This window comes from Methylocystis sp. JAN1 (genome assembly GCF_052186135.1).
Classification (GTDB): domain Bacteria; phylum Pseudomonadota; class Alphaproteobacteria; order Rhizobiales; family Beijerinckiaceae; genus Methylocystis.
Map to the genome: position 1 here is coordinate 470,590 of NZ_CP181499.1, position 14,559 is coordinate 485,148.

Annotated in this window: 13 protein-coding genes; 3 read left to right on the forward strand and 10 right to left on the reverse strand. The window is 65.9% G+C overall.

Annotated elements, in window-relative coordinates; all coding sequences use genetic code 11:
* Window positions 1–75: 75 nt before the first annotated feature.
* Complete coding sequence (locus tag ACNHKD_RS02225) at window positions 76–1,107, reverse strand: AI-2E family transporter (protein WP_442755504.1); 1,032 nt, start codon at window positions 1,105–1,107, stop codon at window positions 76–78.
* Between the two features lie 260 nt (window positions 1,108–1,367).
* Between ACNHKD_RS02225 and ACNHKD_RS02230 the strand changes: the two genes are divergently transcribed.
* Entirely contained in the window at window positions 1,368–2,408 is a 1,041-nt protein-coding gene (locus ACNHKD_RS02230) for an AI-2E family transporter (RefSeq protein WP_442755505.1), read from the forward strand.
* A gap of 193 nt (window positions 2,409–2,601) precedes the next feature.
* Here ACNHKD_RS02230 and ACNHKD_RS02235 read toward each other — a convergent pair whose 3' ends face one another.
* Window positions 2,602–3,063: a baeRF12 domain-containing protein gene (locus ACNHKD_RS02235; protein ID WP_442755506.1), complete on the reverse strand. Its 462-nt coding sequence runs from the start codon at window positions 3,061–3,063 to the stop codon at window positions 2,602–2,604.
* A gap of 107 nt (window positions 3,064–3,170) precedes the next feature.
* Window positions 3,171–3,449, reverse strand: a complete 279-nt coding sequence (locus ACNHKD_RS02240) for a hypothetical protein (protein WP_442755507.1) — start codon at window positions 3,447–3,449, stop codon at window positions 3,171–3,173.
* A 209-nt stretch (window positions 3,450–3,658) separates the two neighbouring features.
* Here ACNHKD_RS02240 and ACNHKD_RS02245 point away from each other — a divergent pair, with 209 nt between their 5' ends.
* The gene (locus ACNHKD_RS02245) at window positions 3,659–3,937 is read left to right on the forward strand and encodes a hypothetical protein (RefSeq protein WP_442755508.1); all 279 of its coding nucleotides are present in this window, start codon (window positions 3,659–3,661) and stop codon (window positions 3,935–3,937) included.
* A gap of 21 nt (window positions 3,938–3,958) precedes the next feature.
* Here the strand turns inward: ACNHKD_RS02245 and ACNHKD_RS02250 are convergent, their stop codons facing one another.
* A complete protein-coding gene (locus ACNHKD_RS02250) occupies window positions 3,959–5,626 on the reverse strand; it encodes an acyl-CoA dehydrogenase family protein (protein ID WP_442755509.1) in 1,668 nt (555 codons plus the stop codon).
* A 237-nt stretch (window positions 5,627–5,863) separates the two neighbouring features.
* Between ACNHKD_RS02250 and ACNHKD_RS02255 the strand changes: the two genes are divergently transcribed.
* Complete coding sequence (locus ACNHKD_RS02255) at window positions 5,864–6,502, forward strand: SanA/YdcF family protein (RefSeq protein WP_442755510.1); 639 nt, start codon at window positions 5,864–5,866, stop codon at window positions 6,500–6,502.
* Between the two features lie 6 nt (window positions 6,503–6,508).
* On the opposite strand, the gene ACNHKD_RS02260 is transcribed toward ACNHKD_RS02255, so the two are convergent.
* From ACNHKD_RS02260 to ACNHKD_RS02285, 6 genes are all read right to left on the reverse strand, one after another.
* Window positions 6,509–7,855 carry a cytochrome P450 gene (locus tag ACNHKD_RS02260; RefSeq protein ID WP_442755511.1) on the reverse strand — a complete coding sequence of 449 codons (1,347 nt, stop codon included), beginning with the start codon at window positions 7,853–7,855 and terminating at the stop codon, window positions 6,509–6,511.
* A 17-nt stretch (window positions 7,856–7,872) separates the two neighbouring features.
* Window positions 7,873–9,231: a cytochrome P450 gene (locus ACNHKD_RS02265; RefSeq protein ID WP_442755512.1), complete on the reverse strand. Its 1,359-nt coding sequence runs from the start codon at window positions 9,229–9,231 to the stop codon at window positions 7,873–7,875.
* Window positions 9,232–9,282: 51 nt separating this feature from the next.
* Window positions 9,283–10,725, reverse strand: coding sequence for a DUF3526 domain-containing protein (locus ACNHKD_RS02270; RefSeq protein ID WP_442755513.1), 1,443 nt, complete (start codon window positions 10,723–10,725; stop codon window positions 9,283–9,285).
* The gene (locus tag ACNHKD_RS02275; protein WP_442755514.1) at window positions 10,722–12,197 is read right to left on the reverse strand and encodes an ABC transporter permease subunit; all 1,476 of its coding nucleotides are present in this window, start codon (window positions 12,195–12,197) and stop codon (window positions 10,722–10,724) included. The genes ACNHKD_RS02270 and ACNHKD_RS02275 overlap by 4 nt, the downstream gene beginning before the upstream one ends.
* On the reverse strand, window positions 12,194–12,913 hold the full coding sequence (locus ACNHKD_RS02280; protein ID WP_442755515.1) for an ABC transporter ATP-binding protein: 720 nt from the start codon (window positions 12,911–12,913) through the stop codon (window positions 12,194–12,196). The genes ACNHKD_RS02275 and ACNHKD_RS02280 overlap by 4 nt, the downstream gene beginning before the upstream one ends.
* Window positions 12,914–13,087: 174 nt before the next feature.
* The gene (locus ACNHKD_RS02285) at window positions 13,088–14,350 is read right to left on the reverse strand and encodes an IS4 family transposase (protein ID WP_442754317.1); all 1,263 of its coding nucleotides are present in this window, start codon (window positions 14,348–14,350) and stop codon (window positions 13,088–13,090) included.
* Window positions 14,351–14,559 lie beyond the last annotated feature (209 nt).

A 14,559-nucleotide genomic window follows, 5' to 3' on the forward strand; every position in this document is an offset into this window, starting at 1 on the left:
CGACCCTTCCGCCAACCCGGCGATTGCTGTTCGCGGCGTCGCCGACTTGGACCGATGCGCCGGCGGATTGTTTATTCAGCTCCTTGTTGCGCGCCCGCCTGACAATACGTCCGCCATCCACTGCGTCGCGGGGAATTCCTCAAAAAGCGTCAAAGCGGCGAGTGCAAGCGGAACGCCGAGGAAGGCTCCGAGCGCCCCCCAAAGATATGTCCACAATATGATGGAGAAGAGCACGAGAGGCGGGGAGATGGATAAGGCCGATCCGGAGAATACAGGTTCGAGATAGCTGCCGATGAGGGCCTGGATGAATGAAATTCCAATGAGCACGAGCAAAGGCGTCTCGAACGATCCGAACTGAACAAAAGCAAACAGCGGCAGAAACGCCGTGACGATAAAGGAGCCGATATAGGGAAGGTAATTGAGCGCGAAGGCCAGCACGCCGAAGGCGCCGGACATGTCCAGCCGCATGAAACGCGCGAATCCCCATACCGCCAGGCCGGTCGCGACGCTTGCGGCCGTCCGGACCAACATATAGGTTCGGAATTTCTCGCCGATCCTCCGGCCGGCGACGATCAACCGTCGACTGGCGTCCTGATTTTTGAGGGCCGCGACGCGCGCGGTCATAATGTCCGTCTCGCCGAGGCCGAGGATCACGTAAATCAGCACAATCACTGCGAAGGCGAGGATCGTGTTCACCCGCATCGCCACGGCGTGAACCATTCGCACAAGCGCCGCCGGGTTGAAATGATCCGAGATGAGGGCGAGGATGAAAATATCGTGCTTTTCGAGCCAGGCAGTCGACGCGATAAGCAAATCCTGAATTCGCTCGACATTGTCGGTCACCCAATCCACGATCTGGCGACCGCCCCAGACGATCACGGAAAATAGCGTCAGTGCGACGGCCGCCGTCACGAGGAGCGTGACCGCCAAGGCCATGCCTTTGCCGATTTTCATCTGAAGCGCTTTTTGCATCGGCCAGGCGATTTCGATGATGAACAGGGCGAAAACGAGGGGCTCCACCACTGCCTGGGCGAATTTGAATGCGGTCAAGACCAGGAGAATGGTCACAATGACGGATGTTACTTCGAGAATGCGCCCATCATGCACGACTATTCTTCCCCTCTCGGCGCCGATTTACCTCGTTTCGACGATTTGCGCGCACACTTGGCCACGCGACTCCTTTTCGAGACTTGGCCCTATTGCCGCCGCTTTAACGGCGATGTCAAGATTCGGCCCTAACGAAGCCGCGGCGGCGCGGACCCAATAATCCGTCCCTGACGCGGTATGATCTAAAGAAGAAAGCGAGCGGTTCTCGCCATGTGCGTTAGCGTTCGAAAATCCGGCGGTCGACGAAGTAGGGGAGCCCGATGAAGCTTAATTTTTTGACGAAGAGTCTCGAGCAACCGGATTTCGTCGCGCGCGCGATAACGATCGCGATGATCGCCGCGATCGCAGTCGTGCTCGGCCTGCTTTTTTGGAAGCTTTCAGACTTTTTCCCGATCGTATTCGCCACGATTATCATTGCGATCGGCTGGCGCGGCGCGGCGGAAATGCTGGGCGCTCGCTTGGGTGTTTCTGCGGGCGTTTCGCTGCTGGGAGTCGCCGTGGGGATCGTCGTCGGGATCGTCATGACGCTGATGGCGTTCGGCAATCAGCTCATTAGCCAGTATGACGAAGTCGCGCTGGACATTCCGGCCGCGATCGCCTTCATCGAGCGACTTGTCGAAGAGCATCCCTGGGGGCGCTTTGTCGAGAAGCTCGTCGTCGACGTCGATTACTCCAAGGCGACGGCGCCGATCGCGCAGCATCTCGGAGCCGCGCTTGGATCGCTTGGCAACGGACTCGCTTTGACGGTTTTCGCGATTATCGGCGCCGCCTATCTCGCCGCTGATCCTAAGGGGCATGTCGACGGCGTCGTCGCTTTGACGCCCGCTCAACACCGCGAAAAGATGTCGCGATTTCTCGATCGTTCCGGGCTGTCCCTGCGGCAATGGCTGCTCATACAGCTTTATGTCGTCGTCATGAATGCGGTCTTTTCAGGCGTCGCGCTATGGGCTTTCGGCGTGCCGGCGCCGCTGGCCCTCGCGACCATCAGCGGCGCGCTCGCCTTCATTCCCTATTTCGGTTCGATCATCGCGCTTGTGATCGGCGCGCTCGTCGCCTTGCCGCACGGCGCCGAGACGGCGGCGCTCGCGGCGCTCGCGATCGGCGGCGCAAGCTTTGTCGAGGGCTATCTCATTACGCCCTTCCTGCAGAGTCGCTCCTTAAGAGTGCCGGCCGTCGTGCTGCTTTTCTGTATGCTGGCCTTCGGCGCCCTTTTTGGCGCGATGGGCGTCGTGCTCGCGGTGCCCGCGACTGTGGTGCTGAGCGTCGCTTTTGACATATTCGCCGGACCGGCCGCGACGTGATAATGAGATGGCGCAGTCTTGCAGACTGCGTCGTTTCATGGAGTCTGAGCCAGCGATTCTCTGGAACGCATATCGACAAAGGCCGCGGGCGTCGGCGTGGCGACGGCGAGCCCCGTTCTCAGACGCGCCGGCCTGAGCCGCCTGCGCGACCTTGAAAATCGATTCCCGCTTTTTTGCAGCGCGCGCCGGGGACTCAAGTCGCCGGCTTCAGCGCCAGCAGCTTCTCGATCTCCGGCAGCGGGTGCTTGGTGAGGTCCTTGTGAAGCTCGCCGGCGACCTTGCCTTGCGCCTTGACGGAGAGATCCTTGCGAATTTCCCCCAGCGTCTTGGGCGGCGCGACGATGACGATTTCCTTCAGCTCGCCGCTTTCCGCCGCTTCGTTGATGCGGTCAGCCATGGCGCGGGCGAAGCGCTCTTCCTCGAGCTCGTGCCAGTCGACATTGCCCATGGAGCTGCGCGCGCTCGAGCCGGCCGAAGCGTAGGCGCGGCCCGGCGCGTCCGAGCCCTGTTCGCGGGTGGGGGGATTTTCCTCGACGCGCGTCTCGACGACCCGCAGATCCAGCAGTTCGGCGTCGCCGTGATTGGAGAAGAACAGCGCGCGACGGCCGTCGCCGATCAAAACCCACGCGCCATTATGGACAGCAACTGCGCTCATAGCGTCCTCGTTCGATAAGCTTACGCCATAGATGTGGCGGTCGAACGAGGAGAGAGCAAGCGTGGCCGCCGCGCGTCGAAAGGACGCGCCGGCCGGTCGAGCGTAAGTCAGGCCGCGAGCTTTTCCGGGGCGGCCTGCGCCTGCTGCATCTGGGCGACGACGGTCTTCAGCTCGTTCGCCGGCGCGGATACGGTCGTCGGCGCCTGGCCGCGGCGGTGGATGCGGGCCTCGTTCGCCGCCCAGGCGAGATAGCAGGCCGCGGCGATGAAGAGCAGGGCCGTGAAAGGCTCGCCATTGCCAAGAAATGACAGGTCGGGCGCGCATTCATTGGCGTATTCGCAGGCGTCCGACCAGTCCTGAAAATACTGTCTGACCGATTCCAACATGGTGACCTCCTTGGATCGCGACGATGGCGCAAAATCCTTGCCGCCTCGTGACGACCCCTGGCTAGCGCATATCGGCTGCGCTGTTTGTGCGTTGCAACATATAATGCGCGCCGAAGCTTTCGCCAGTGTTAAATTGATCCTGCTCTCCAAAACTATCTCGAACAATAACAGCGCGCCGCGCTAAATCGCCGCAGCGCAAAAGGTTGGGCATGCTGCGCAAAAAACGACCGACAGGCGTGTCCGGGAGCCGACAAAAAAGCGTGATTTCGACAGCTTTCGGCTGCGACGCCGAGGCAGGCAAACGCCTTTCGGCATGTCAGACAGGTGAAAAGCCAGCCGCAGCCGCACCACGGGCAGTCCGCCTGTCCGGTGAAGGCGAAGGCCCCTTCGCAGCGGCAAAAGGATATGAGGTCGTCATTGGCTTTTGCGAACGCCTTGAACATCGATTTCTCCAAAAAAAATCCCTCGCCCGGAAAGGCGAGGGATAAAGAAGAAATCTCTGGAGAGGATTACCCCTCCAGCAGCCTTCTCGCGATGACCTGCGCCTGAATCTCCGCCGCGCCCTCGAAAATGTTGAGGATGCGGGCGTCGCAGAGGACGCGCGAGACCGGATATTCCAGCGCGAAGCCGTTGCCGCCATGGATTTGCAGGGCGTTGTCCGCCGCCGCCCAGGCGACGCGGGCGCCGAGCAGCTTGGCCATGCCGGCCTCGAGGTCGCAGCGCTTGCCCTCATCCTTCTCGCGCGCCGCGAAATAGGTGATCTGACGGGCGACATGGATCTCCACCGCCATGGACACGATCTTGTTGAAGACGCGCGGGAAGGCGAAGAGCGGCTTGCCGAACTGGATGCGCTCCTTGGCGTATTTCAGGCCGAGGTCGAGGGCGCATTGCGCGACGCCGAGCGCGCGCGCGGCGGTCTGGATGCGGGCGGATTCAAACGTCTCCATGAGCTGCTTGAAGCCCTTGCCCTCCTCGCCGCCGAGGAGATTGGCCGCCGGCACCTCGAAATTGTCGAAGCCGATCTCGAACTCCTTCATGCCGCGATAGCCGAGCACCTCGATCTCGCCGCCGGTCATGCCCTTGGCCGGGAAGGGGTTCTCGTCCGTTCCGCGCGGCTTCTCGGCGATGAACATGGAGAGGCCCTTATAGCCCTTCTCGTTGGGGTTGGTGCGGGTCAGCAGCGTCATGATGTCGGCGCGGACCGGATGGGTGATCCAGGTCTTGTTGCCCGTGACCTTGTAGACGTCGCCCTCGCGCACGGCGCGGGTGCGCAGGCCCGCGAGATCAGAGCCGTTATTCGGCTCGGTGAAGACGGCGGTCGGCAAAATTTCGCCCGAGGCGATCTTCGGCAGATATTTGTTCTTCTGCTCCTGCGTGCCGCCGACGAGGATGAGTTCGCCCGCGATCTCGGAGCGCGTGCCGAGCGAGCCGACGCCGATATAGGCGCGCGACAGCTCCTCGGAGACGACGCACATGGCGATCTTGCCCATGCCCGAGCCGCCGTACTCCTCAGGGATAGTGAGGCCGAAGACGCCCAGTTCCGCGAGACCGGAAATGACCTCCAGCGGAATATATTCATTCTTGGCGTGCCATTCCTGCGCGAAGGGCAGGACATTGTCGGCCGCGAATTTGCGCATTTCGCTGCGGATCGCCTCCAGCGTCTCGTCGAGGCCGGAAGCGCCGATGGTCTCGGCCGCCGAATGATGGTCGATCAGTTCGGCGAGGCGGGCGCGGTTCGCGGGCGTATTGCCGGAGAGAATGAGGCGGTCGACCGAAGCGGGACGGCGGGCGGCGACCTGCTGGGCCGTGAGGCCGAAATCGGAGAGGCGGACGAATTCGCCCTGGCTCATCGGAATGCCGCCATAGACCTGGGCCAGCAGCTCGGCATAGCCGATCTGGTTCAGGAGCTCTTCCGTCTCGCCATAGGCGCCTTCGCCCTGAAGGCGCTCGGCATAGTCGATCAGCTCCTTGAGGCCCTGCACATAGGTCGCGAACCAGGAGAGGCCGTGCGCGGCGTGCTGGTCGGCCTCGATCAGCTCGTTCGACAGCTTGCCATCCTTCGTGACGCGGGCGCGAACGCTCGCAAGCCCTTCATTATAGAGCGCCTCGACGGCGGCGAGCGCCTCCTTGGCGGCGGCGAGCCAGCTTGCGGGATCGAGTTTCGTCGCGACGGTCATTCGTTCTTTTCCTACCCGGAATGAGGCCCGTTAACGGGCCGTGGAAATTTTGGCGACCTAAATGCCGTCATTTCGGCTGCGACGCAACAGGACTCCCCTGCGCCGCATCATCGCGCACGGGCGCGCCCGTGCGCCCGCGCAAAGACCGGCGCGGCCAGACCCTTTAGAATGCTCTCACCTCCTCGCCCCTCGCCGAGGCGGACCTGCCGGAGATGGTTTTCGAGCATGGCTAATCCTTTGCGAAAACGGATCCTTTTCGGTCTCGCCGCCTATGCCCTTCTCGCCGGGGCCGCGTGGATTTGGGTGAGTCGGGACGCGCGCGCCCATATCGTCGCCTCCCTGGCGGATGCGACCCCGGCCGAGGCCGGTCTCGTTCTCGGCGCCTCGCCCTTCCGGCGCGACGGCGACGGACCCAATCGCTATTTCCTCTACCGCATCGACGCGGCGGGGGCGCTCTTCAAGGCCGGAAAGGTCCGCTATCTCATCGTCAGCGGCGACCGGCGCGACGACGGCTATGACGAGCCGACGGCCATGCGCGACGCGCTGATCGCCAGGGGCGCGCCGCCCGAGCGCATCTATCGCGACGCCGCCGGGTTTCATACGCGCGACTCGCTTTCACGCGCCCATCTCCTTTTCGGGCAGACCGACGCCATCGTCGTCTCGCAGCGCTTCCACGCCGAGCGCGCCGTTTTCATCGCGCGGGCGCATGGGCTCCGCTATACCGGCTTCGCGGCGCGCGACGTCGAGGCTTATTCGGGTTTGCGAACCTTCGCGCGCGAGACCGTTTCGCGCATCGTCGCGCTCATCGACGCTTTTGCGTCCGAAAGGCCGCCGGAGGGGCGGCGGATCGCGCTTGGCGCAGACGCGCCGACATGAGGCCGATCAGACCGGCGAGACGATGAGCGGCAGTCCATATCTCGGCCGCGTCGAAATGTTCGGCTGGATGTCCGGCCTGAAGCCCGGGACGGGCTTGAAAACGAAACCCCGCACGAGCGTCGCCAGCGCCGTGGTCATCTCCAGCATCGCGAGGCTCATGCCGATGCAGATGCGCGGGCCGCCGCCGAAGGGAAGATATGCGAATCGGTGGCGCGCCTTCGCGGCCTCGGGCGCGAAGCGGTCGGGCTCGAAACCGAGCGGATCCGGCCAGAGCTTTTCGTTTCGATGCAGCGCCCAGATCGCGACGACGACCTGCGCGCCTTTCTCGATCGGATGGCCGCCCAGCGTCGTCGCTTCGCGCGGCTGGCGCGAGATCGCGCCGACGGGCGAGAAGAGCCGCATCGATTCCTGCAGGACCTGCCTCGTGAAGACGAGGCGCTCGACCTCGTCGCGGCCGATCGGCCCGTCGCCCGCGACCGCCACGACCTCGTCGCGCAGCCGCGCCTGCGTCGCCTGATCTTTCGCGATGAGCCACAGCGTCCAGGCCAGCGCGGTGGCCGCCGTCTCGTGGCCGGCGGAAATGAAGGTGAAGAGATTGGCGAGAAGCTCCCGCTCGTTCATGGCGCGGCCGGTCTCGGGATCGCGCGCCTTGATGAGGAGCGAAAGAATGTCGGCCCCGGTCGCTTCGCCCCGGCGGTCCTTGACGAGCCGCGCGGTCTCGCGCCGCAGATAGCGCGTCGCGAGATGCATCTTGAGGAAGCCGGGATGGGGCAGATATTTCGGCAGGCCCAGCGCCGCGAGCAGGAATTGCCAGGAGAAGCCCGAAAAGGCGTCGGTCTCGGCGGCGAGAAATTTTTCGCGGTCGACAGCTTCCGCGTCCCCCATCACGGCGCGCAGGATCACGTCGAAGGCGACGCCCATCATCGCCTTGGCGACGTCGATTTGCCCCGGCCCCGCCGCGCGCCATTTCGCCGCCTGCCGCTCCGCGCAGTCGAAGAAGACCGGCGTCAGCGCCAAAAGGTTCTCGTGCCGGAAGGCCGGCGCGACCGCGCGTCGCTGCCAGCGCCAGTGGGCGCCCTCCGCGAGAAAAAGGCCCTGCGGATCGACGACGTTCGAGAGCGCCTGCGGGGTGATGCGGTCGCGCGGGAAGAAGTCCGCGCGCTTCACCAGCACGTCCTCGATGAGGTCCGGATCGGTGAGAAAGATCGTCTGCGGCCGGTTGAAGCGCCGGACCGCCGTCATCTCGCCACGATAGGAATCGGGCGGAAAGTTTTCGAGATAATTGCGCACATAAGCCCGAAGCGACGGCTCGGCCCGCGGCTCGAAGGGCTGGAAGTCAGGATCGTGAAACATGGCGCGATCCTTTTCGTTCAGAGGGTTTCGATCTCCAGAGGCAGCCCGTTCTTCGCCCGCAAGGTGAGATTCGTCGCGAGCGCCAGGCGATGGCCGGGAACGGCCCTGAAGCGGAAACGCCGTATGAGCGTCGCGAGCACGACCTGCATTTCGATCATCGCGAAGCTCAGGCCGATGCAGATGCGGGGGCCGGCGCCGAAGGGGAGATAGGCGTAGCGTTGGCGCGCGCTCGCCTTTTGAGGCGCGAAACGGCAGGGATCGAAGGCGTTGGGCTCCTCCCAGAGCTTCTCGTGCCGGTGCAGGCAAAAGCTTGCGACGAGGAGGAAGTCGCCTTTGCGAATGTCGAGCGGGCCAATCGTCACGTCCTCGCGCGCCCCGCGTCCGATGGCGACGCCCGGCGGGAAGAGCCGCATCGATTCCTGTATGACCTGCCGCGCGAACATCAAATGCTCCAGATCCTCCGGCGCGATGTCGCGCGCGCCGACGACCGCGTCGATTTCGGCGCGCAGCCGCTCCTGCGTCGCCTGATCCTTGGCGAGAAGCCAGAGCGTCCAGGCGAGAGCGGTGGCCGCCGTCTCATGGCCGGCGACCATGAAGATATAAAGGTTGGAGACGAGCTCGCTGTCGGTCATGGCGCGGCCGGTCTCGGGATCGCGCGCCGAGAGCAGGAGGCCGAGAATGTCCGTCCCCCCGCCGCGGGCCGCGCGCCGCTCCGCCACAAGCCGGGACGTTTCGCGTTGCAGCCAGCGCACGTCCGCTTCCGCCTTTCGTTTGCCGGGGAAGGGAAAGGCGCGCGGCAGGCTCATCTGAGCGTAGAGAAAGCGCCAGGCGGTCGTCGAAAAAGCCGGCGTCAGCGCGGCGAGATATTTTTCGCGGTCGAGCGACGCGGCGCCCTCGCCCAGCACCGCCTGCAAGATGATCCAGAAGGTCGCGCGCGTCATGGCGGGCGAAACATCGACGACTTCCCTGCCGCGAGCGCCCCACTCCTGCGCGAGGATGTCCGCGCCCATCGCAAAGGTCGGAACGAGGGCGAGAAGATTTTCGTAACGGAAAGCCGGCGTCGCCGATCGCCGCTGCCAGCGCCAATGCGCGCCTTCCGCGAAGAACAGGCTGTCGCGGTTGACCTCGTCCGCGAGCGCCTCCACCTGAAGCCGGTCGCGGCCGAATTTGTCGGCCTGGGCGACGAGAATCTCTTCGACCAGAACGGGGTCGGCGACGAGCCGCATCTCCGGCAGGATCGGCCAGACGCCGCGAACCGTCGCATGACTGTCGCGATAGGCCTCGGCCGGCCAGTTCTCGATGAAATTACGCGCCGCGACGCGGATCGACGGCCGTTTGCGTGGAACGAAGGGCATGAAATCGGGATCGTGAAACATCGGCTGCGGAGTCTGGCGGGAAAAAACCTTATCGGCTCTGAAGCTACCCGCTCATCGCGAACGCCGCAAACCGGTTTGCGGCGTCACGCGCCGCAAGCCGCGCCCAGCGAGGAAAACGAGGATAACCATTGGGATCAGCACGCCTGCAAGCGGCGCGGCGACGCTCGCGGCCGCCGGTTCCTGCGGCTCGGAGAAGCGCGGCAGCGCGTCGTAATCCGCCGCCGTCATCGCCGCGCCCGCCTTGGCGCGGGAGAGAAAGAAATCGCGCCATTCGACATGGAAGGAGGCGATTAGGTCGAGAAAGCCGCGATAGCGCGCCTCTCCCGCGCCCGCGACGTCGGCGAGCGCGCGATAGGTCAGCAGCGCCGGCGACAGGAAGCCCAAACGATCGGCGAGCGCGCGCTGGCGTTCGAGCTGCGCGTCATGCGCCGCGATAACGCCCTCGACGCGCTGGAAAGCCGCCTCCTGCGTCGCCAGGCGGCGCAGCGTTCCCTCTCGCGCGCGGTCGCGCTTCTCGCCCGGGTGTTCGTCGACATAGCGGGCGAGCGCGGCGTCGCGCGCTTTGTCGGCGTCGGTCGATGCGGCGCGGGCGGCGAGAACCATGTCGATGCGCGAGGGCGCAGGATGGGCGTAGCCCGCGAGGCTGTTGATCCCGGCGGGCGCCAGCATGGTCAGGACGACCCAGGCGCAGATCAGCGTCAGCGCGTTGAAGGCCGAGCTCCTGCCCAGCCCGTCGACGGCGCAGGCGAGCGCCGCCCAGAAGAGGCCGTAGAGGAGGACGATCGCCGCGAGTGCGACGAATGATGAGGAGGCGAGGGCGTCCGCGCCCGCAAAGGCCGCGATCCCGAGCGCGACGGCGAGAAGCGTTGCGCCGACCGGGGCCAGAACGCGCGCGGCGAGTTTGCCCGCGAGAGTCGCGCCCGGCTTTCGCGCGGAAGCGAGCGTCATGGCGAGCGTGCCCTGTTCGCATTCGCCCGCCAGCAGGTTGAAAGTCAGCGCGAGAATGACGAGCGGATAGACGAAGACGATCACGAAAGCGAGGTCGGTCGAGCCGCTCATGAGATTGGCCGGATTTTCGATTTCGTCGGCGTAAAGGAAACTGTCCTTCGAGGCGGTTGTCACCTTCACGACGGGCGGAAAGAGATCGCTCTGCCCGACCGCCGCGAGCGCCAGCGGCTGGGGGGCGAGCGCGGCGACGCGCGCGGCGGGCCCGCCGCCCATGAAGGCCGCGTTGCGCGGATCGCGGAAGGGCGGCGGCTCTTCTTTCGCTTCGCCCGCATCAAGCTTGGCGAGCGTCCTTTTCAGTCCGTCCAGGCGCTGCGCTTCTTCCGCGCGCGCGGCGGCGACGAGGATTTGCCGGGCCTCGACGCGCGCTGCGCCTGTATAGAGCGAAAACAGGACGGCGGCGACGAGCGCGCCGAGCGCCAGCCAAACGGCGCGCTCGCGCTTGAGAATCAGCGCCTCGAAGCGCATTCCGGCGAGAAAGGCGCTCATAGCGGCTTCAATCGGCGCGCGGCGAAAAGCGCGAAAGCGAAAGTGAGCGCAAGCCAGCCCACAAGGCCCGCTATCGCCTCGGCGCTTGAGGAAAGCGCGAAGCCCGCCATGGGCGCGCGATAGGAGAAGGCGGCGATGCGCCTCCACAATTCCGGGCCGGCGACATAGTTCTCGTCGCGCTGGAAATGGATGATGTTGTCGCTGACTTCGTTCTGTATGTCGCGGCGATGCGCCTCTGCGGCGGTCGCGAAATCGAATTGCGCCCGGCTGTCCGAGCCCGCAAAGGCCATGGAGAGGGGCCGCAGCGCCAGCAGCGGGAAGAAAAATCCCGCGCTTGCGCGCAACGCGTCCTGCCTGTCGTACGCCGCCTGCAACGCGCCGAAATGCCTGTCGAAAATTGCGTAGCCGTTCTCGTCGTCCCTGCGCAGGGCAAGGCCGCGAAAGCTCACCGGCAGGTCTTTTATGTCCTTCACGCCGTAAGTCCTGAGCACGTCGTCGCGAAAGGCGGCGAAGGCCGGATGCGTCTCGTCATGGCCGAAGGTCCCGGCCTTGTCCCTGGCGATCGCGGCGCGGAATTCCTGCGCCGTGGGCGTCGGCGCGAGACCGCGCGCAATGTCAGTTGCGAGGCGCGGCGCGAGGAAGGAGTTGACGAGCCAGAAGGCGAGCAGCGCGACGAGCGCCGCGCGGCTCGATTTCGCCAGCGCGGAAACGCCGAGGGCAAGGAAGACGAAGCCCGCGAGATAGACCGCGTAGCCCGCCGCGAGAGCGGCAAGGCGGATGAATTGATCGGCGAGAGAAAGGCGCCCCGCGTCGGTCATCAGCGCCACGGCGATCGCAGCCCCGACGACGGCGGGCGCGAGCAGCGCGGCGCTCGCGCCCATGAGCGCCAGCGCCTTTCCCGCGAGAAGATCGCGCGGGCGCGCGCCGAGGCTCAGCAATTGTTTCAGCGCGCCGCTTTCGCGCTCGCCGGAAAAGCTGGCGAAGCCCGCGAGCAGCACGATGAGCGGCGCGACCGTCTGAAGGATGAAGGCGGCGGAGAGTCCGCCCAGCCGCGCCGCGATCCCGCCGTCGCGCGCCGCGCGGAACTGCGCTTCGTTCTGCTTGTGCGCTTCGAGCCAGACGGCCGAGCCGACGTAAGGATCGACGCCCGGATCGGCGAGCGACAGCGGGCTTGCCGGCTTGAAGGCGTATTGGCCGAAATGAGCGGCGGCATGGGGGTTCTTCGCGCTCTGTCCCGTCCAGAGCAGCCGGTCCGCCTCGGCGGCGGCGGCGCGTTCGCGCGTGAGGCGCGCATTCTCGACGGCGCCGAAGCCGAGCGCGGCGAGCGTCAGCAGCGCCGTGAAGACGAAAAGCGCGAGGAGGCGCCGGTCGCGGCGCATCTCCAGAATTTCCTTGGCGGCGACTGCGCGCACGATGCGTGCGCGCCGCGTCGGGGCGGCTGGCGCGACGGGGGAGAGCGCGACGTCGCTCATGCGGCCGCCCCGGTCCTGAAGAGATCGAGATAGGCGCGTTCGAGCCCGAGATGATCGACGTCCCCGGCGTCGAAGACGCGGGCGAGCCTGCCGCCGGCCATGACGCCAATGCGCGTGCCGCATTGCTTGGCGAGGAAGAGGTCGTGCGTCACCATCAGGATCGCCATGCCGTCGCGCCGCAGCTTTTCGACCAAAGCGGCGAATTCATTCGCCGCGAGCGGATCAAGCCCGGAGGTCGGCTCGTCGAGCAGCAACGCCTGCGCGCGCCGGGCGAGCGCGATGGCGACGCCGACCTTCTGGCGCATGCCTTTCGAATAGAAGCGCACGGGCCGTGTCGCGGCTTCCTCCGGCAGGCCGGCGGCGAGGAGCAGCGGCAGGAGGCTTGCGGGAGGCGCCGGCGCGCCCGAGACCTCCGTGAAATAGGCCAGGTTTTCGAGCCCGGTGAGGGCGCCGTAGAGCATCACCGTCTCGGGGATATAAGCGAGCTTCGCGCGCGCGCCGAGCGGGTCTTTCGCGCTGTCGATCCCGCAGACCAGCGCCTGTCCTTCGGTGGCGTCCAGAAAGCCCAGGAAGAGATTGACCGTCGTCGTCTTGCCTGAGCCGTTGGGGCCGAGCAGGCAGAAGACCTCGCCGGGATTGACCGTGAGATTGAGACGATCAAGCGCCGGGGCCTGCGCCCCGTCATAGCGCTTCGAGAGATCGCGCGCTTCCAGCATTCCGCACCTTTGCCGGCGTCACGCGCGCGTGGCCTCGCCCGTGACGCCCGATTGCAGGAAGCGGCTAAGCTGCATCGCGGAGAGGGATTGGTCAAGCGCGGCTCCGCTCCTCGTCTGGCGATAGCGGCGCGGCCCCCCACCCTTAATCCCTCCCCGCCACTCCGTCTAGCAGATTCACACATCTGTGTTGGTTAGCGGCGGCGTTGGTTGGGTGAGGGCGATGGCGTATTTTCCGTGCTGGAATTTGAGCCATCCGGCGAGCATGACGACGGGACCGGGTTTTCCGTAATAGCCGGTCCAGCCGCCGAGGCGGGCGAGCACCCAGGACGCATAGGCCAGGGACCCTCGCGGATGCGGGTTCTTCTGGCGCTGCGTCTTGCCTTCGAGGGTGGCGCAATAGGCTTCCAGCAGCGGTTGGTCCTTGGGCTCGAAGGCGTCGAGGAGCGGGCGCAGACGTTGCGGGTCGCCGCCGTCTCGGGCGTGGACGAGTTGTTGGATCGTCACGGCCGCGATCAACGTCGCGGCCGCCAGGGTCTGGCGCGGCGCGTCGTCTTCCATGCGCACGGCCTCGATGTCGAAGCCGTCGGTCTTCATCGTGCGGAACAACTGCTCGATCGCCCAGCGGCGTCGATACAGATCGACGACCCCGAGCGCTTGCGCGAGGCCGTCGACGGGGCGCGTCGTGATCAGACGCCAATGGACGTTTTCGCCTGGGGGCGGGTCGATCTCGCGCACGTCGACGAGATGGACCGCGATCGTCGACGGATCGTTCCTGGCCGCGCCGTTCCTGGGCCGCGCGAGATCAAAGCGCCCATGCCGGACGGCCAGCGTCGCTTCGCGCGCCGGCCGTCCGGGCCTGGCCGGAAGCGACAGCGTCGCCCGCCCGGCCTCCTCCAGCGCATCCAGGCGCGCAAACAGCCGCTCGCCATCCTCCAGCGCGCGGTCCTGCGCGGCGCGCACGAGGAGGTGAACCCCCGGCGGGCGCCGCGCGAAGGCGGAATAAATATCGCTCTCGCGATCGGCCACGACCGTGACCTCGCGCGCCGAAGCGCAAACTTTCGCCGCCGCCGCCGCGCCCTCCAGCCAGCGCCGGCTTTCCTTGTCCTCGATCGGCCGCTGACGCCGATCCGCCTTGCGTCCCGTCGCGCGTTCGAGGAACTGCGCGTGCGCCAGACCCACGATCGAACCGTCCTCGGCGTCGACGACGAGGGTCGGATGCAGATAGAGTCCGCCGCCGCCCCCGGACTTGACGACCGTCGTGTCCTGAATCGCCAGAACCGCGCGCCCCGCGCAACGCGCCGACGCGCGCGCGGCCGCCGTGGCGAACATCTCCGCGCCGGTCACCGCCCGATTGCGAAGAAAGCGCGTGATCCTGATCTCACCAGCCCGGTCGCCGCCGAGCCGACGAATGCGTATGCCCCCGCCGCCCTCCGCCACCAGCCGGGAAAGCAGAAAGGCCCCCCTTTTTCCAGTCGCGCGTCGCCAAAGCGACCCAGCGTCCGTCCGTCCATCGTCCGTCCCTCCGATTCCTTCAAATGGAATCAGACCCCCAGGCCCTACGCAACCAAGATGTGTGAATGCGGTAGGCCACTCCGTGGGGGGAGGGAGGTCGCCTTACCCCCAAGCTCGGCGTAGCCTGGTTTGTA

Coding starts and splice junctions, on each gene's coding strand:
- ACNHKD_RS02230 (WP_442755505.1), top strand. CDS start 1,368: ATGAAGCTTAATTTTTTGACGAAGAGTCTCGAGCAACCGGATTTCGTC.
- ACNHKD_RS02235 (WP_442755506.1), bottom strand. CDS start 3,063: ATGAGCGCAGTTGCTGTCCATAATGGCGCGTGGGTTTTGATCGGCGAC.
- ACNHKD_RS02240 (WP_442755507.1), bottom strand. CDS start 3,449: ATGTTGGAATCGGTCAGACAGTATTTTCAGGACTGGTCGGACGCCTGC.
- ACNHKD_RS02245 (WP_442755508.1), top strand. CDS start 3,659: ATGCTGCGCAAAAAACGACCGACAGGCGTGTCCGGGAGCCGACAAAAA.
- ACNHKD_RS02250 (WP_442755509.1), bottom strand. CDS start 5,626: ATGACCGTCGCGACGAAACTCGATCCCGCAAGCTGGCTCGCCGCCGCC.
- ACNHKD_RS02260 (WP_442755511.1), bottom strand. CDS start 7,855: ATGTTTCACGATCCTGACTTCCAGCCCTTCGAGCCGCGGGCCGAGCCG.
- ACNHKD_RS02265 (WP_442755512.1), bottom strand. CDS start 9,231: ATGTTTCACGATCCCGATTTCATGCCCTTCGTTCCACGCAAACGGCCG.
- ACNHKD_RS02270 (WP_442755513.1), bottom strand. CDS start 10,725: ATGAGCGCCTTTCTCGCCGGAATGCGCTTCGAGGCGCTGATTCTCAAG.
- ACNHKD_RS02275 (WP_442755514.1), bottom strand. CDS start 12,197: ATGAGCGACGTCGCGCTCTCCCCCGTCGCGCCAGCCGCCCCGACGCGG.
- ACNHKD_RS02280 (WP_442755515.1), bottom strand. CDS start 12,913: ATGCTGGAAGCGCGCGATCTCTCGAAGCGCTATGACGGGGCGCAGGCC.